This is a genomic window from Kribbella sp. NBC_00709, assembly GCF_036226565.1.
Classification (GTDB): domain Bacteria; phylum Actinomycetota; class Actinomycetes; order Propionibacteriales; family Kribbellaceae; genus Kribbella.
This window is the reverse complement of record NZ_CP108996.1, coordinates 8,747,211-8,763,766: the sequence shown is the minus strand read 5'-3', so window position 1 is coordinate 8,763,766 and position 16,556 is coordinate 8,747,211. Positions and strand designations below refer to the sequence as shown.

At 69.9% G+C, this 16,556-nt stretch carries 14 protein-coding genes; 10 read left to right on the top strand and 4 right to left on the bottom strand.

Annotation, left to right across the window (positions count from 1 at the left end; translation table 11 throughout):
- Nucleotides 1-16 precede the first annotated feature (16 nt).
- From OHA18_RS42580 to OHA18_RS42545, 8 genes are all read left to right on the top strand, one after another.
- Nucleotides 17-1,315 carry an ADP-ribosylglycohydrolase family protein gene (locus OHA18_RS42580; RefSeq protein WP_329001113.1) on the top strand — a complete coding sequence of 433 codons (1,299 nt, stop codon included), beginning with the start codon at nucleotides 17-19 and terminating at the stop codon, nucleotides 1,313-1,315.
- On the top strand, nucleotides 1,305-2,204 hold the full coding sequence (locus OHA18_RS42575) for a ribokinase (RefSeq protein WP_329001112.1): 900 nt from the start codon (nucleotides 1,305-1,307) through the stop codon (nucleotides 2,202-2,204). Before OHA18_RS42580 ends, OHA18_RS42575 begins: the two co-directional genes overlap by 11 nt.
- Nucleotides 2,201-4,189: an SUMF1/EgtB/PvdO family nonheme iron enzyme gene (locus OHA18_RS42570; protein ID WP_329001111.1), complete on the top strand. Its 1,989-nt coding sequence runs from the start codon at nucleotides 2,201-2,203 to the stop codon at nucleotides 4,187-4,189. Before OHA18_RS42575 ends, OHA18_RS42570 begins: the two co-directional genes overlap by 4 nt.
- The gene (locus OHA18_RS42565; protein ID WP_329001110.1) at nucleotides 4,186-5,373 is read left to right on the top strand and encodes a CaiB/BaiF CoA transferase family protein; all 1,188 of its coding nucleotides are present in this window, start codon (nucleotides 4,186-4,188) and stop codon (nucleotides 5,371-5,373) included. Before OHA18_RS42570 ends, OHA18_RS42565 begins: the two co-directional genes overlap by 4 nt.
- Before the next feature lie 25 nt (nucleotides 5,374-5,398).
- A complete protein-coding gene (locus OHA18_RS42560; RefSeq protein ID WP_329001109.1) occupies nucleotides 5,399-6,226 on the top strand; it encodes an HpcH/HpaI aldolase/citrate lyase family protein in 828 nt (275 codons plus the stop codon).
- A gap of 9 nt (nucleotides 6,227-6,235) precedes the next feature.
- Nucleotides 6,236-7,828 carry a phytoene desaturase family protein gene (locus tag OHA18_RS42555; RefSeq protein ID WP_329001108.1) on the top strand — a complete coding sequence of 531 codons (1,593 nt, stop codon included), beginning with the start codon at nucleotides 6,236-6,238 and terminating at the stop codon, nucleotides 7,826-7,828.
- 274 nt (nucleotides 7,829-8,102) lie between these two features.
- Complete coding sequence (locus OHA18_RS42550) at nucleotides 8,103-8,510, top strand: TIGR03668 family PPOX class F420-dependent oxidoreductase (RefSeq protein WP_329001107.1); 408 nt, start codon at nucleotides 8,103-8,105, stop codon at nucleotides 8,508-8,510.
- Nucleotides 8,511-8,630: 120 nt separating this feature from the next.
- Nucleotides 8,631-9,863, top strand: a complete 1,233-nt coding sequence (locus OHA18_RS42545) for an RNA polymerase sigma factor (RefSeq protein WP_329001106.1) — start codon at nucleotides 8,631-8,633, stop codon at nucleotides 9,861-9,863.
- On the opposite strand, the gene OHA18_RS42540 is transcribed toward OHA18_RS42545, so the two are convergent.
- From OHA18_RS42540 to OHA18_RS42525, 4 genes are all read right to left on the bottom strand, one after another.
- Nucleotides 9,853-10,917 (bottom strand): class I SAM-dependent methyltransferase, encoded by a 1,065-nt coding sequence (locus OHA18_RS42540; protein ID WP_329001105.1) that lies wholly within the window; start codon nucleotides 10,915-10,917, stop codon nucleotides 9,853-9,855. The two genes, OHA18_RS42545 and OHA18_RS42540, sit on opposite strands and share 11 nt — an antisense overlap.
- Before the next feature lie 19 nt (nucleotides 10,918-10,936).
- Entirely contained in the window at nucleotides 10,937-11,902 is a 966-nt protein-coding gene (locus OHA18_RS42535) for a Gfo/Idh/MocA family protein (protein ID WP_329001104.1), read from the bottom strand.
- Entirely contained in the window at nucleotides 11,899-12,906 is a 1,008-nt protein-coding gene (locus tag OHA18_RS42530; protein ID WP_329001103.1) for an alcohol dehydrogenase catalytic domain-containing protein, read from the bottom strand. Before OHA18_RS42530 ends, OHA18_RS42535 begins: the two co-directional genes overlap by 4 nt.
- A gap of 61 nt (nucleotides 12,907-12,967) precedes the next feature.
- Nucleotides 12,968-13,951: a LacI family DNA-binding transcriptional regulator gene (locus OHA18_RS42525; RefSeq protein WP_329001102.1), complete on the bottom strand. Its 984-nt coding sequence runs from the start codon at nucleotides 13,949-13,951 to the stop codon at nucleotides 12,968-12,970.
- Between the two features lie 84 nt (nucleotides 13,952-14,035).
- On the opposite strand from OHA18_RS42525, the gene OHA18_RS42520 reads away from it, so the two are divergent.
- Nucleotides 14,036-15,349, top strand: a complete 1,314-nt coding sequence (locus OHA18_RS42520; protein WP_329001101.1) for an acyl-CoA dehydrogenase family protein — start codon at nucleotides 14,036-14,038, stop codon at nucleotides 15,347-15,349.
- A complete protein-coding gene (locus OHA18_RS42515) occupies nucleotides 15,349-16,551 on the top strand; it encodes an acyl-CoA dehydrogenase family protein (protein ID WP_329001100.1) in 1,203 nt (400 codons plus the stop codon). The genes OHA18_RS42520 and OHA18_RS42515 overlap by 1 nt, the downstream gene beginning before the upstream one ends.
- The last annotated feature ends 5 nt before the right edge of the window (nucleotides 16,552-16,556 follow it).

The window sequence follows — 16,556 nt, the reverse complement described above, 5'->3', positions numbered from 1 at the left end:
GGAAGGAAGCAGTGCGATGAGAATGACCTGGGTGCAGCCGGAGGACCTCCTCCCGCACCAACTGGTCCAGGCGCGGTCCGAGGGCGTCGACGTCACCGACGTCCAGGCCCGCTGGCTGGCCGCCGGCGGTACGACGGATGCCCCGGTGTCGGGCGCGTCCGCCGAGCCCGCGCCGCCGGCCCTGCGCGCTCTCGCCCGGGAGTTGCTCGACGTGCTCGACGCGCGCACGGCCGACTGGCGCGAGCCCGAGATCCCGGAGCTGCCGTCGCTCGGCGCGCCGGTGGAGCTCGAGGCGCGGACGCTGAACGCCTGGCTCGGCCGGGCAGCCGGCAACCTGCTCGGCAAACCGGTGGAGAAGATCCCGCGGGAGGGCATCCGGGAGATCCTGGACAGCTCGGGGCAGTGGCCGCTGACGCAGTACATCACCGCCGTCGGCGTGCCGGACGAGGTGCAGCGGCACTGGCCGTGGAACCGGCGGTCGAAGGAGACCAGCCTGCGCGAGGTCATCAACGGGATGCCCGAGGACGACGACATCAACTTCGCCATCCTGGCCCTGCTGATGATGGAGCGGTTCGGCCCTGGCCTGACCACGGAGGACGTGGCGCAGAGCTGGCTGAACGACCTGCCGGCCGGGCGCGTGTTCACCGCCGAGCGTGTTGCCTACCGCAACCTTCTCGAGGGTGTCGAGCCGGCCCGCGCGGCCGTCGTCGGGAACCCGTTCCGCGAGTGGATCGGCGCGCAGATCCGGACCGACGCCTACGGTTGGGCGCATCCCGGCGACCGTACTGCGGCCGCCCGCCTGGCCCTGGTCGACGCCCGGCTGAGCCACACCGGCGCCGGCGTCGACGGCGCGCTCTGGGTGGCCGCGATGTCCGCCGCCGCACTGGTCCTCGACGACCCGGTCAAGGCCGCGGTCGCCGGCCTCGAGGTGGTCAACGGCCAGGGCGCGATCGCCCGTGCCGTCCGCTTCGGCCTCACCCTCGCGGACGCCGAGCTCGACGAAGCCCTGGACGCCCTGCATGCGGAGTACGGCGACCTGCATTGGGTGCACGCGGTGAACAACACCGCACTCACGGCGTACTCGCTGACTGCTCCGGATTTCACCACCGCGATCGGCCGCGCGGTGATGGGCGGCTGGGACACCGACTCGGCCGGTGCGACTGTGGGCGCCGTGTTTGGTGCGACGCGTGGGGTTCCGGCAGAGTGGTCCACACCACTGGACAACCGGGTGACCACAAGCCTCCCGGGAATGAACCAGATCGCGATCGACGAACTGGCGGCGAGGACTGTGGAGGTGGCCCGGCGTGCAGCCTGAGGTGGTAGTGGTCGGCAGCGCGAACGTGGATCTGGTCCTGCCGGTCCAGCGGATTCCGCGCCCGGGGGAGACCGTGCTCGCGGGCGTGATGAGCCGTGGGCCGGGCGGTAAGGGAGCCAACCAGGCGGTCGCCGCGGCCCGGGCCGGCGCCTCGACGGCGATGGTCGTCGCGCTCGGTGCCGACGAGGGCGGTGCGTTGCTGCGCGACGTTCTCGACGGCGCCGGTGTCGACCTCTCGCTGGCGACGACCAGCGACGCCCCGACCGGTACGGCGATCATCACGGTCGAGGAGAGCGGTGAGAACTCGATCGTCGTGGCCCCCGGCGCGAACGGGGAGCTGACCCTGTCCGCGGCCGCGCTGGCCGCAATCGGACAAGCGAAAATCGTGCTTTCCCAATTGGAGATCCCGCTTCCGGTGGTGCGGGCCGCGGCGGCCGCGTCGGCGTACTTCATCCTGAACGCGGCCCCGGCCGCGGAGCTCCCGGACGAGTTGCTCGCCGAGGTGGATCTGCTGGTGGTGAACGAGACCGAGGCCGAGGCGATCGCCGGCGCCGACCGGGCCGCGCTGCTGAAGAAGGTGCCGGCCGCGATCGTCACCCTGGGCGGCGACGGCGCCGTCATCCTGACCCGGGACGCTGACGAGATCGCGGTTCCCGGCGTACCCGTGGGGGTGGTCGACACGACGGCCGCGGGCGACACGTTCTGTGGGGTGCTGGCTGCAACGTTAACTGCGGTGTCAGCTAACGACTCGATCACTGGAAGCGACCTGACGAACGCGGTCCGACGCGCTAACGTTGCTGCTTCATTGAGTGTTCAGGGCGCGGGGGCTATCTCCTCGGTGCCTCACGGGGATGCAATCGACGCGCGTTATGCGGAGGTGTACCTGTGAATCCGCTCGAACCGCGGTCCATCGATCTGCCCACCAGGGTCGAGATGGGGCTCGGGACCGATCTGTCCTTCCTGGACGACGCCAAGATCCTCGGCGCGCCGGAGGACCCGGCCGACCTGCCGCGGTGGCGCGCCAAGCTGGCCGAGTGGCGGTTCGGCGCCATCGAGCGGACGCGGTACGACGGCTCGCACTACGACGAACCCGGCCGCGAGTGGACCCGGACGGCGTACTCGGTGGCGCTGGTCTGGCTCTGGGACGACCTGCTGTACGACGTGGCGACCGGGAAGTTCACGCCGGAGAAGTTCGTCCGGCACGGTGCCGACGAGTTCGGCGGGTACGACGCGATCGTGCTCTGGCACGCCTACCCGGTGATCGGGATCGACGACCGCAACCAGTTCGACTTCTACCGGGACGTGCCGGGGCTGCGGGCGTTGATCGACGACTTGCACCGGCTCGGCCTGAAGGTGTTCTTCGACTACAACCCGTGGGACGTCGGCACCCGCCGGTCCGCCCGGCCGGACGCGGACGAGTTCGCGGCGCTGGTGACGGACTTCGACGTCGACGGAGTCTTCCTGGACACGTTGAAACAAGGCGATCCGGCGTTCACCCGCGCGCTCCGGAAGGCGAATCCGGCGATCGCGTTCGAGGGTGAGTCACGGTTGCCGATGGCAAGGATCGGGGACCACGCGCTGTCCTGGGCGCAGTGGTTCGCCGACACCCACGCGCCGGGTGTGCTGCGCGCGCACCTGTTCGAGCGCCGGCACATGATGCACCACACCCGCCGGTGGAACCGTGACCACAGCGACGAGCTGCAGTCCGCCTGGGTGAACGGCGTCGGCATGCTGGTCTGGGAGTCGGTGTTCTCGGCCTGGGTCGGCTGGAACGCCCGCGACCGCGCGACCCTGCGCCGGATGGTCGCCGCACAGCGCGCGTTCGCGCCGGTGCTGATCGACGGCGACTGGATCCAGCTGACGCCGGAGATCCCGGAGAAGGCCCGCGACCACGGCATCTACGGGTCCCGGTTCGACCTGGCCGACATCACCTTCTGGACGCTGATCAACCGCGACGAGGAGGACTTCGACGGGATCGTGCTGCGCTCCGAGGACCAGGTCGGCGACTGGTACGACGTGACGTCCGGCGTCCCGATCACCGCGGACGAAGAAGGTGTCCACCTGGTCGTGCCAGGGCGCGGGGTCACGGGCATCGTCCGGGTCGGCGCCACGGCCGGGGCTTCCTGCCGCGCCACTGCACGCCGGCTGGGGACGATGCCGCGGGCGCACGTGGCCGAGTCCGCGTTCCCGATGCGCCCGGCCGAGCTGGTCGCGGTGCCGGCCACCTCTGGTGACGCATCGATCGGCGCGACGGTCGCCGTACCGGCGGGGGAGCGGACGTTGATCGTCCGGCACCGGCGGCGCGAGACCGGGCTGTACGACACGGCGCCGTACGTCGAGGAGTGGAAGCCGCTGCCGCCACGGCTGCACGACATGCAGACGGTCAAGCGCGAGGTCGACCTGGCCGGCGTCTCGGTCGCGGTGCGTGAGGTGAGCAACGCGGAGTACTCCGAGTTCCTGAAGGCGACCGGCTACCGGCCCGTCGTTGCGAACCGGTTCCTGAAGCACTGGGTCGAGGGCGCTCCGGTGCCCGGGACCGAGGACCACCCGGTGACGTATGTCGACCTGCCGGATGCGCGGGCGTACGCCGCCTGGCGCGGCGGCCGGCTGCCGACCGAGGACGAGTGGCAGATCGCCGCGGCTCTTGACGGGTTCGAACGCCGCGAGCCTTTGGTGTGGAACCTGACCGAGAGCGAATACCGCGACGGTCGCAGCCGGTTCTGCATTCTCAAGGGCGGTTCGCAGTATGTTGCCGAGGGCTCCGATTGGTACGCCGACGGCGGACCGCAGGTGCCCGAGGTCAGCTTCAAGCTGGTGCTGACCGGAGGTGGTCTCGATCGATCGGAGACCATCGGCTTCAGGTGCGCGGGATGAGGACTGCTCCTCTTGACGGCGTGAAGGTGCTCGAGGCGGCGACGCTGTTCGCGGGACCGCTCGCGGCGACCTTCCTGGGCGACTTCGGCGCCGACGTGACGAAGATCGAGCACCCGTCCCGCCCGGACGCCGCGCGGACGCACGGTGCCTCGAAGGACGGCGTCGGGCTGTGGTTCAAGACCCTCGGGCGGAACAAGCGGCTCGCGACGCTCGACCTGTCGCGCGGGCGGGACGTCTTCCTCGACCTGGTGCGCTCCAACGACGTCCTGGTGGAGAACTTCCGCCCGGGGACGTTGGAGCGCTGGGGACTTGGTCCGGACGTGCTGCTGGAAGCCAACCGGCGGCTGGTGATCGCGCGGGTGACGGCGTTCGGGCAGGTCGGGCCGTGGTCGCGGCGTCCCGGGTTCGGATCGTTGGCCGAGGCAATGAGCGGGTTCGCTGCGGTCACCGGTGAGCCGGACGGTCCGCCGACGCTGCCGCCGTTCGGCGTCGCGGACGGGATCACCGCGCTCGCCACGGCGTACGCCGTCCTGGTCGCGCTGCGCGAGCGGGACCGGTCCGGGGCCGGCCAGGTGATCGACATGGCGATCATCGAGCCGATCCTGATGATGCTCGGCGGCGGCATCACGGCGTACCAGCAGACCGGGTACGTCCAGCCGCGGCTGGGGAACCGGTCGTCGAACAACGCGCCGCGGAACGTGTACAAGACTTCGGACGGTCGCTGGGTCGCCGTGTCGACCAGCTCGCAGAGCATCGCCGAGCGCGTGGTGACGCTGGTCGGCCGCGCGGATCTGGTCGAGCAGCCGTGGTTCGCGACCGGGCGCGAGCGCGCCCAGCACGCCGACGAGCTCGACGACGCGGTCGGTTCGTGGATCGCGGAGCGGCCGCTGGACGCGGTGATGGCGGAGTTCGAGAAGGCCGAGGCCGCGGTCGGGCCGGTGCACGACATCCGCGGGATCATGAGCGATCCGCAGTACGCCGCACTCGGGACGATCGTCAGCGTGGACGACGACGAGCTCGGCGGGCCGGTGCAGATGCAGAACGTGCTGTTCCGGTTGTCCGAGTCGCCGGGGTCGATCCGATGGGCCGGCGGGCCGCACGGAGCGAACACCGACGAGGTGCTCGCGGACATCGGAGTCACCCCCGACCAGCTCGCAGCTTTGCGGGCTGCCGGAGTCGTGTAGTAGTCGCCTGGAGGGGGCGTTCAAGGTGCTGACGGCACTGTATGTTCCGGCCAACCGGCCGGACCGGTTCGCGAAGGCTGTTGCCGCGGGCCCCGATCTGGTGGTGTTCGACCTGGAGGACGCCGTACCGGTCGACGCCAAGGCGGACGCGCGCGGCTGGGCGGTGGCCTGGATCGCGGCGAACGCGCACGGGCCGGTGGAGATCCGCGTCAACGCGCTCGGTTCGCCGTGGATCGAGGACGACCTGGCCGCGATCACCGCCGTACCCTCGGTGCGGATCCGGCTGCCGAAGGTGGAGAGCGCGGCCGATGTGCGGGCCGTGCTGGAGAAGGTGCCGACGGCAAGGATCACGGCGCTGATCGAGTCGCCGCTGGGCGTCGAGCGGGCGTTCGAGATCGCGACCGCCGATCCGCGGGTGCTGTCGGTCGCGCTCGGGGAGGCGGATCTGTCCAGTGCGCTGGGTGTCGACGACGCGGCCGGACTCGCATGGTCGCGCGGCCGGCTGGTGTCGGCGTCCCGGGCGGCCGGGTTGGGCGCGCCGATGATGTCGGTGTACCCGCGGGTCGACGACTTCGACGGTCTTCGGCGTACCTCGATGGAGGGTCGGATGCTCGGCTTCGTCGGCCGTACGGCGATCCACCCGCGCCAGTTGTCCACGATCGTCGAGGCATTCACGCCGACCGCCGTACAGGTCGCCGAAGCAGAGGCGCTACTGGAGGCAGTCGAGAAGGCCGGTGTCTCCGCCGGCGGCGTGATCGTCCTCCCCGACGGCCGAATGGTTGATCCGGCAATGATCGGCCGCGCCCGCGAGGTCACCACCCTGATGCGGGAGATCCAGTCCCGCTCCGGTTAGGCTCGACACATGCTGCCGCGCAGTGTTGATGCCGTGGTGATCGGTTCGGGGCCGAACGGGCTCGTGAGCGCGATCACGCTTGCCGACGCGGGCTGGGACGTGCTGGTGCTGGAGGCCGCCGACACGTTCGGTGGCGCGGTCCGGTCGACCGAGGAGGGCGGCTGGATCAGTGATCGTTTCAGTTCGAACTACCCGCTCGGGGTCGCGTCGCCGGTGATCCGTGCGCTGGGGCTGGAGAGATTCGGCCTGAAATGGGCGAATGCTCCGCTGCCGCTCGTGCATCTGCTGGACGAGGACGGCGCCGCGGCGGCGATCCATCCGGATCCCGAGGACACCGCGAAATCGCTCGGCGCAGAGCATCCTGGCGACGGTGACGCCTGGCTGCGGCTCTACCAGCAGTACGTGGCGGTCCGTGAGCCCCTGCTGAACGCGCTCCTCACGACCTGGCCGCCGGTCGGGCCGGGACTGAAGCTGGCGCGGAAGCTCGGTTCGGTCGGGGAGCTGATGCGGTTCGCGCGGTTCATGGCGATGCCGATGCACCGGATGGGGCAGGAGTTGTTCACCGGACGGCACGGTCCGGCGATCATCGCCGGGAACGCGATGCACGCGGACGCGCCGTTGTCGGGCAGCGTCAGCGGCACGATGGGCTGGCTGCTCGCGATGATGGCGCAGGACGTCGGTTACCCGGTCGCGGCCGGTGGATCGTCGGCGTTCTCCGACGCGATGGTGCGACGAGCTCAGCAGGCGGGCGCGTTGCTCGTCCCGGGCATGCCGGTGACGGGCATCGAGGTGTCCGCGGGCCGGGTGACCGGCGTACGCACGGCATCCGGCGAAACGGTCTCGGTCGCGCGTGCGGTCGTCGCGGACACGTCCGCCCCGGCGCTGTACGGCGAATTGTTGCCGGAAGCACTCATTCCGGCGGGGCTGCGGCGCGACCTGGACGAGCGGTTCGAGTGGGACTACCCGACGGTGAAGCTGAACTTCCGGCTCAGCGGCCCGATCCCGTGGACGTCGCCGGAGGCGCGGTCGGCGGGTGTGGTTCACCTCGGTGGGACCGCCGACGACCTCGTGCATGTGTCCGCGGATCTCGACACCGGGCGGGTGCCGGCGCAGCCGTTCCTGCTGATCGGACAGACCACGAAGTCGGATCCGTCCCGCTCGCCGGAAGGCACCGAGGCCGTCTGGGCGTACTCGCACCTGCCGCGCGGGATCGCCGACGACGCGGCCGCGGAGAAGCTGGCCGGCCGGATGGAACGCGCGATCGAGCGGTTCGCGCCCGGCTTCGGCGACCTGATCATCGGCCGCGACCTGCAGCGCCCATCGGCGCTGGAGTCGGGCAACGCGGCGCTCGGGTTCGGCGCCCTCGGCGGCGGCACGATGCAGCTGCACCAGCAGCTCGTCTTCCGCCCGACCATCGGCCTCGGCAGCGCCCGTACGTTCGTCACTGGCCTGTACCTCGGCAGCTCCGCCATCCACCCCGGCGGCGGAGTCCACGGCGCCTGCGGCCACCTGGCCGCCCGCACCGCCCTCCGCGATGCCTCCCTCCTAGGCCCCCTGACCCGCACCCTCCCCACCGCCGCCCTCCGCCACCTCCAACGCTGACCCACCCACCCGCGCCATCCCCGCCCACCCGCGCCAGCTGCCCCGGCCGACCGCGCCATCCCCGCCACCCGCGCCAGCTGCCCCGGCCGCGCTCCACCGCGCTCGCTCCACCCCAATTTGGCTGGCTGACCCATCTGGTTGTGCCTTTATGAGGCGCAACCAGGGTGGATAACCCCGGATTTGGTGGGTCTGCCAGCGAAATGCGTCGGTCAGCCAGTCAAATGCTGGCTGCCGGCCGGGTGGGATGGAGGGGCAGGGTGGTTAGGGTCGGAGGGTGCGATTGGATGAGGATGTGTGCCGGGCTCGGGTGGCGGCGGGTCGGGTGGGGCGGTTGGCGACGGTTGGGGCTGATCTGCGGCCGCATGTCGTGCCGGTGACGTATGCGGTGCACGGGGACGAGTTGTTCATCGGGATCGACCAGAAGCCGAAGTCGACGACCGCGTTGAAGCGGCTGCGGAACATCGCGGCGAACGAGCGGGTCTCGGTGCTGTTCGACGAGTACGACGAGGACTGGGCGCATCTGTGGTGGGTCCGTGCCGACGGGGTCGCCCGCGTGGTGGCCGAGCACACGGTGGCGGTCGAGTTGCTGGTGGCGAAGTACCCGCAATACGACGCCGACCCGCCGCGCGGGCCGGTGATTGCGATCCGGGTTGACGGGTGGTCGGGCTGGTCGTTCAGCTGATCTGCAGCTCGACGGGAGGTGTCCGCCCGACCTGGGCACGCCGAGGCTCAGCTGAGCGGGCGATCGGGCTCAGCGGACGTATACGTACTGTCGAGCTGCAGGCCGCGTAGGCTCGGCGGGGTGAATGTGGAGGGGCTGTTACGGGAGCTTGCGCCGCAGGTGCTGGGGTTCTTGGCTCGGCGGCACGGGCAGTTCGACCTGTGTGAGGACGCCGTACAGGAGGCTTTGCTGGCCGCGGCGACGCAGTGGCCGGTGGATGGGGTGCCCGCGAATCCGCGGGGCTGGCTGATCACCGTTGCGACGCGGCGGCTGACCGACGCCTTCCGGAGTGAGAGTGCGCGGCGGCGGCGTGAGGACAGTGTCGCCGCGATGGCCGGGCCGGAGGAATTGGTTGCCCCGGGCGCCGATATCGACGAGGCTCCGGATGCCGACGACACCTTGACCCTGCTGTTCCTGTGCTGTCATCCGGCCGTCACGCCGGCCTCGCAGGTCGCGTTGACGTTGCGGGCCGTCGGGGGTCTGACGACGGCCGAGATCGCCCGCGCGTTCATGGTGCCGGAGGCAACGATGGCGCCGCGGATCAGCCGGGCGAAGAAGAGCATCAAGGCCGCGGGCAGCCGGTTCGCGATGCCGCCGGAGCCGGAGCGCGCCGAGCGGCTGCGCGTCGTACTGCAGGTGCTGTACCTGATCTTCAACGAGGGGTACACGGCGAGTTCGGGGGAGGAGCTGCAGCGGGTTGAGCTGACCGCCGAGGCTATTCGGTTGACGCGGATGTTGCGCTCGTCGCTGCCGGACGACGGCGAGACCGCCGGCCTGCTGGCGTTGATGTTGCTGACAGACTCGCGCCGAGCGGCACGGACGACTGCCGACGGTGGCCTGATCCCGATCGACGAGCAGGACCGCACCCGGTGGGACCGCGCGCAGATCACCGAAGGGGCTGATCTGATCCTGCACACGCTGCAGCAGGGCGAGGTCGGGCCGTACCAGCTCCAGGCCGCGATCGCCGCGGTCCACGCGGAGGCGCCGAGCGCGGACGAGACCGACTGGCGCCAGATCCTCGCGCTGTACCTGCTGCTGGAGAAGCTCGCGCCGAACCCGATGGTCACCCTCAACCGCGCGATCGCGCTGGCCCAGGTGGAGGGACCGCAAGCCGGACTCGACCTGCTCGCCACGCTCGGCGACGACAAGAACATCACCGAGACGCACCGGCTCGACGCCGTACGGGCGCACTTGTACGAACGCGCGGGGGAGCCGGCGAAGGCACGCGAGCACTACCTCGCTGCGGCGCACCGTACGACGAGCCTCCCTGAGCAGCGCTACCTGCGGGCCAAGGCCGACGCGATCACGGGATGAGCCGGTAGAACCGGAACAGCGAAGTCTGGAACGGGAGGCCCTGCGTCTCCCGGAATCCTGCCTCGGCGGCGTACCGGCGCAGTGTCGCCGGGCGCATCACCGCACCGGTCGCCGCTGATTGCGGGTCTCCCATCGCGTCCGGCAGGCAGGACATCAGGCTCCAGCCGTAGTGGTACTGCTCCAGCTCCGACGCCGGCGCGGTGAACTCGTCCTCGACCAGCTCGTCGAGGATCAGCACCGAGCCGCCGGGCGCGAGCATCTCCCGTGCACTGCTCAGCGCGTCGACCGGCCGCGGAATGTCGTGCAGGGCCTCGAGGATCGTGACCAGGTCGAACTGGCCGCTCTGCGTCGGGTCGGAGGCGTTCGCGACCGAGAAACTGACCCGGTCGCCCAGCGCGGCCTCGTCGGCATGCCGGCTCGCCGCGGCGATCGCGTCCTGGTCGAGGTCGACCCCGTGCACCGTGATCAGTGGATACGCCTGGGCCATCGCGATCGACGACCAGCCGGTGCCACAGGCGAAATCGGCAACCCGGGCCGGTGGCTCGGCGCGCAGTCGTTGATCGATCTCGGGGATGGACGGCAGCCATTTCTTGCCGAGCAGGTTGAGGTACGTCGGCCGGTTGAACTCCGCTCGTCCCTCGGGCTCCCACGGCTGGCCCGGCGGTGCGCCGCCACCGCGATACGCCTCGACCAATGCCGGCAGCATCCGGGCCGCGCGAGCCAGCTCCACGCCTTTGTAGGCGTGATAGTCGACGTTGTCCGGATCGGCCAGTACCGGGATGTGCTCAGGAGGCAGGTGGTAGCGCCGCTCGGTGGCCGCAGCGGTGACGTCGTCGACGTCGATCAGTCCGCTAACGGCGTGGTGCTCGAGCCACTCGCGGATGTAGCGCTCCGCAGTACCCGTCCGTTCGGCCAGCTCGACCGAGGTGGACGGGCCGGCCTCGGCGAGCGCCCGGTACAGGCCCAGTCGCTCGCCGAGGTAGATGGCGTACAGCTCGAGCGCCGCACCGGCATCGCGGAAGAGGCGCTCGACGAGCGCATTGGTCCGGTCCATGGAGTGGATCGTACTGACGTCAGGTCGTGCTGACCCGGCGTCCGGTCTCGTGTGATTCGATGGCGGCCTGGGCGAGCTGGAGGGCTCGGCGGCCGGCCCGTGCGTGGACCGGTGGTGGATTGCCGGCGCGAAGGGCTTCAAGGATCGCGTCCACGTGGCGATCGAAGGTACCGGCGAAGTTGCGGGACTCGTCGTCGAAGTACGTCGAGTGCCAGCGTTGCTCGACCGGGTCGCCCGCCTTCGAGAACGTCAGTGCGCGGACCGTGTCGTGGATGACGAGCCGGCCCTGCGTGCCGTTGATCTCGATCCGCTGGGTGTCCGGGTAGGCGTACGACGAGTCGTACGTGCCGAGCATCGTGCCGACCGCGCGGTTCTCGAAATCGAGGGCGAGCGCGATCGTGCTGAAGGCGCCGTACGTCTTGTCGGTCATGTGCGCGGATACCGAGGCCACTGGTCCGACCAGTTGCTCGAGCATGTCGAACCCGTGGCACTGGGTCTCGATGAGGTTCGCGTGTGGTGAGTTGCCGTGGTTCGCCTCGCCGCCGAATCGCCAGGTCGCGAAGACGAGGTCACCGAGTTCACCGGCGTCGATCAGGGCTTTCGCGCGCTGCACGGGCTCGGCGTACCGGTGGTTGAAGTTGATGGCGAAGAACTGGTCACCGGCCTCGGCGAGCAGACTGTCCGCCTCGGCGAGATCGAACACCAGCGGCTTCTCGACCAGCAGTGGTACGCCGGTACGCACCAGCTTCAGCGTGACGTCGTAATGGTCCTCGTTCGGCAAGCACACCGTGACGAGCTCGGGCTGCTCCTTGCGCAACATCTCGTCGAGATCCGTGTACGGCGTGGTGCCGTACCGCTCGGCCCTGCGCCGGGTCTTGTCCGGCGTACGACCGAGGATGCCGACCAGCTCGGTGTCCTCGCGGCGGGAGAAGATCCGCGCATGGTGCTCGCCCCAGCCGCCGGCGCCTACCACGGCGACTCTCATGACGCGCCGTCCTGGGTGACGACCACCTTGCCGGTCTCGCCGGCCATGAACAGCCCGAACGCCTCGCTGATCTCGGCGACCGGGAAGCGGTGGCTGATCACGCGGGAGATCAGGTCCTGGTGCTCGGACAGCAGGGCGAGGTTGCCGGGCATCTCGTCGTACCGGAAGTACTCGCTGCCGAGGATGGCGTGCTCGGGCGCGATGAGGTCGTTGGACACATCGATGGTGAGCGACTCGCCGTGGCCGATGCAGATCAGGGCGCCGCGCTGGCTGACCAGATCGAGCGCGGCGCGGCGGGCGGCCTCCTTGCCGGACGAGTCGAACGCGACGTCCGGAGCGCCGGCCTTGCTCAGATCGTCGGCCAGCAAGGGGATCGCGCCGAACGACTCGGCGAAGTCGAGGCGCCAGCGGGAGAAGTCGGAGATGTAGACCGGTACGTCGGCGCCGTACTTGAGTTTGCTCATCACGGTCAGGCCGAGGCCGATCGGGCCGGCGCCCGCGATGTACACGCTCTCGACGTCTGGTCTGACCAGTGCCGCCCGGCCGATCGCGTGGCTGCTGGTGCCCATTACGTCGAGCAGCATCGTCGCGTTGCCGATCTCGATGTCGTCGGTGATCGGGAAGAAGTTCGACTCGTGCACCAGCTCGTACGGGCCGTACCCGCCGTCGTGGGTGAATCCCATGTCGGCCCGCTTGGCCAGGCACTGGTTGGTGGCGTTCAGCTTGCAGCTGCGGCACTCGCCGCAGAAGTCCATCAGGAACACGGCTCCGCGGGCGCCGACCGGCGTGCTGGTGCCTTCGCCGGCCTGCAGCACGGTGCCGGCGGCTTCGTGTCCGGGGACGACGGACGAGCCGTCGTAGTACTGGTTCCGGTCGGTGCCGCACAGGGCGTTGGCCTGGACGGCGAGGAGGAGTTGGCCGGGGCCGGGGTCCGGGAACTCGTGGTCCGCGAACTCGATCTTTCCGGCGCCGGTGAACCTGGGGGCGAGGGCGGTACGCGTCATGGAGCTGGAATTTACTACGTAGCAAATCGAGTCCACAAGGGGTTGCCGGTGAGGCGATGGATCAGCAGGTGGTGCTCTCCCGGACGCGGAGCTCGTAGCCGGCCATCCGGTGCTGCGGGACGTGCTCGTCGTCGAGTTGCTCCTCGAGCAGGTCGAGCGCGGTGCTCGCGATGTCGTCGAGGAGCGGGGCGATCGTGCTGAGCGTCGGGGTGGACAGACTCGACTCGATGATGTCGTCGAAGCCGATGACCGAGACCTCGCCGGGTACGTCGATCTTGTTGCGCTGCAGCGCCCGGAGCGCACCGAGAGCGGCCGAATCGTTCATCGCGAAGATGCCGTCGGGGCGCAGTTGTTCGAAGGTCCGGTTGATCGCGTCAGCGGCCTCGGCGGCGGTCCATCCGGACTCGACGATCAGCGCCGGGTCGACGTCGATGCCGTGCTTCTTGAGTGCGGCCTGGTAACCCTGACGGCGGAGTTGGTACGAGCGTCTCGGTCCGTTGTTCGCGCCGAGCAGGAGGATCCGTCGCCGGCCGGTGTCGAGCAGGTGCGTGACGGCGGCCTGCGCTGCCTCACGGTTCTTGATGCCGACGTGGTCGATCGCGCTGCCGGGCTCGCGGTCGCCGACCAGCACGACCGGGTGCGTACTGCGCCGGTCCGTGCGGCTGAGGGCGACCGCGCTCATGATCACGCCGTCGGTGAGGATGTCGCCGCCACCGCGGAGCAGTTCGACCTCGATGTCGTGGCGGCCGCCGGTGGTCTCCACGAGAACGGTCGTAGAGCGCTCTCTCGCGGCCGCGATCACGGCTTCGGCGAGGTCGGCGAAGTACCGCTCGCGGAAGGTGGGGACGGCCAGGGTGACGGTGCCGGTGCGGCCGGTGCGCAGGCGGCGGGCGGCCGTGTTCGGGCGGTAGCCGAGGGCGTCGAGGCTGGCCTGGACGCGGGCGCGGGTCGCGGGGGAGACGTGGACGTAGTTGTTCACCACGTTCGAGACGGTGCGCTGGGACACGCCCGCGTGACGGGCCACATCGGACATGCTGACCGCCACTACCGCGCTCCTTCAGGCCTGGTTGCGTCAGGTTACCAAGGCCGGGCGTGACCTGGGTTGTAACTTCGGTTTACAGTTGCGGGTATGAGCCTTCAGGAGAAGACCCGTGGGCGCCGGGACGCGATCGGGGTCGGCGTGGCCCTGCTCAACAAGCTGGCGCGGTCGCGGGCGATCGACCGGTTCGGGCTGCGGAAGCCGGCCGAGCGCGCCGTGTTCGAGGCGACCAAGACCGGATTCCGGACGGCGGGAGCGCTCTCTCGGCGTTTCTCGGCGGCGACCACGCTGACCGGGCTGACGGCGCCGTCCCGGCTACCGGCGGCGCGAGGGACCGGGCGGTTCGACCTGACGCCGACCGAGGACCAGCAGATGATGGTCGACGTCGTCCGCGAGTTCGCCGCCGAGGTACTGCGACCCGCTGCCGCCGCGGCCGACACCGCGTGCACGACGCAGCCGGAGGTCCTGGAGCCGTCGGCCGAGCTCGGGCTGAGCCTGATCGAGGTCCCCGAGGAACTCGGGGGCATCGTCACCGAGCGGTCCGCGATGACCGGCGTACTGGTTGCCGAGGCGCTCGCGTACGGCGACATGGGGCAGGCGGTCGCGTGTCTGGCGCCGTCCGCGGTGAGTACGGCGATCTCGTTGTGGGGCGACGAGACGCAGCAGGCGACGTACCTGCCCGCGTTCACCGGCTCCACGGTGCCTGCCGCCGCGTTGGCGCTGGTCGAGCCGCGGCCGGTGTTCGATCCGTTCACGCTGCGCACGCGGTACACCGGCGGGCTGCTGAACGGCGTGAAGTCGCTGGTACCGCGGGGCGCCGAGGCGGAGCTGTTCGTGATCGGCGCGCAGACCGACGCGGGGCCGGGATTGTTCCTGGTCGAGGCGGATCATGCGGGCGTGACGATCGAGGCCGAGCCGTCGATGGGGTTGCGGGCGGCGTCGCTGAGCCGGGTGATCCTCACGGACGTGCCCGCGGTGCAGCTCGGTTCGCTCGACGACTACGCCGAGTGCGTGCGGCTGTCGCGGCTCGGGTGGTGTGCATTGGCTCTGGGTACGGCGCGGGCGGTGCTCGACTACGTGACGCCGTACGTGAACTCGCGTGAGGCATTCGGCGAGCCGATCAGTCATCGGCAGTCGGTGGCGTTCATGGTTGCGAACATCGGGATCGAGCTCGAGGGCATGAAGCTGGTCACGTACCGGGCCGGATCGCGTGCCAGCCAAGGGCTTCCGTTCGCCCGGGAGGCGGCGTTGGCGCGGCGGCTGTGTACTGAGAAGGGCATGCAGATCGGGACGGACGGCGTACAGCTGCTCGGCGGGCACGGGTTCGTGAAGGAGCATCCGGTGGAGCGGTGGTACCGCGACCTGCGGGCCATCGGCGTGATGGAAGGTGCGGTGCTGGTCTGATGATCAACCTCGAGACTCCGCGGAAGTTCCGGGCCTTCGTCAACCAGGCACACCAGGTCGCCGCGGAGATGCTGCGGCCGAACTCGCGCCGCTACGACCTGGCCGAGCACGAGTACCCGGTCGAGCTGGACATGCTGGCCGCGATGGTCGACGGATTAGGTGCCTCGGGCACCGGTTCGGGCGCGGGAGCTTCCGGCGTACGGCGTACTGCGACCGACGCGGACAGTGTCGTGAACGGGTCGAACCTGTCTTCGGTGCTGTCGATCATGGAGATGTGCTGGGGTGATGTCGGGCTGCTGCTGTCGATGCCGCGGCAAGGACTCGGTAACTCGGCGATCGCATCCGTCGCGTCGGACGAGCAGCTCCGCCGCTTCGACGGCGTGTGGGCCGCGATGGCGATCACCGAGCCGGACTGCGGATCGGACTCGGCGAACATCCGGACCACCGCCCGGCTGGACGGCGACGACTACGTGCTGAACGGCGAGAAGATCTTCGTCACCGCCGGCGGCCGGTGCGACGCGGTGGTGGTGTGGGCGACGCTCGACACGTCGCTCGGCCGGGCCGCGATCAAGTCGTTCGTGGTCATGAAGGACACGCCGGGGATGACGGTCGAACGGCTCGAGCACAAGCTCGGTATCCGCGCGTCCGACACCGCGACGATCCGCTTCGAGAACTGCCGGGTCCCGCGCGAGAACCTGCTCGGCACGGCTGACATCGACAAGGGTTTCGCGGGCGTCATGCAGACGTTCGACAACACCCGTCCGCTGGTGGCCGCGATGGCGGTCGGCTGCGCCCGCGCGTCCCTCGAGCTCACCCGGGACCTGCTGGCCGAGGCCGGCGTACAGATCGACTACGACCGCCCCGTCCACCTGCAGCCCGCCGCCGCCGCGACGTACCTGTCGATGGAAGCCGACTGGGAAGCCGCCTACCTCCTCACCCTCCAGGCCGCCTGGATGGCCGACAACGGCCAACCCAACTCCCTCCAGGCCTCGATGGCCAAAGCCAAAGCCGGCCGCACCGCCAACGACATCACCCTCCGCTGCGTAGAACTCACCGGCTCCCTCGGCTACTCCGAACATCAACTCCTCGAAAAGTGGTCCCGAGACAGCAAAATCCTCGACATCTTCGAAGGCACCCAGCAAATCCAACAACTGATCGTCGCCAGGCGGCTTCTCGGAAAGACGTCCGCTGAGCTGAAATAGCCTTA

Bases quoted from the DNA above. Each gene is read 5' to 3' on its own strand.
- OHA18_RS42530 (WP_329001103.1), bottom strand. From the start codon at position 12,906: ATGACGCGTACCGCCCTCGCCCCCAGGTTCACCGGCGCCGGAAAGATC.
- OHA18_RS42555 (WP_329001108.1), top strand. From the start codon at position 6,236: ATGCTGCCGCGCAGTGTTGATGCCGTGGTGATCGGTTCGGGGCCGAAC.
- OHA18_RS42580 (WP_329001113.1), top strand. From the start codon at position 17: ATGAGAATGACCTGGGTGCAGCCGGAGGACCTCCTCCCGCACCAACTG.
- OHA18_RS42535 (WP_329001104.1), bottom strand. From the start codon at position 11,902: ATGAGAGTCGCCGTGGTAGGCGCCGGCGGCTGGGGCGAGCACCATGCG.
- OHA18_RS42515 (WP_329001100.1), top strand. From the start codon at position 15,349: ATGATCAACCTCGAGACTCCGCGGAAGTTCCGGGCCTTCGTCAACCAG.
- OHA18_RS42540 (WP_329001105.1), bottom strand. From the start codon at position 10,917: ATGGACCGGACCAATGCGCTCGTCGAGCGCCTCTTCCGCGATGCCGGT.
- OHA18_RS42520 (WP_329001101.1), top strand. From the start codon at position 14,036: ATGAGCCTTCAGGAGAAGACCCGTGGGCGCCGGGACGCGATCGGGGTC.
- OHA18_RS42565 (WP_329001110.1), top strand. From the start codon at position 4,186: ATGAGGACTGCTCCTCTTGACGGCGTGAAGGTGCTCGAGGCGGCGACG.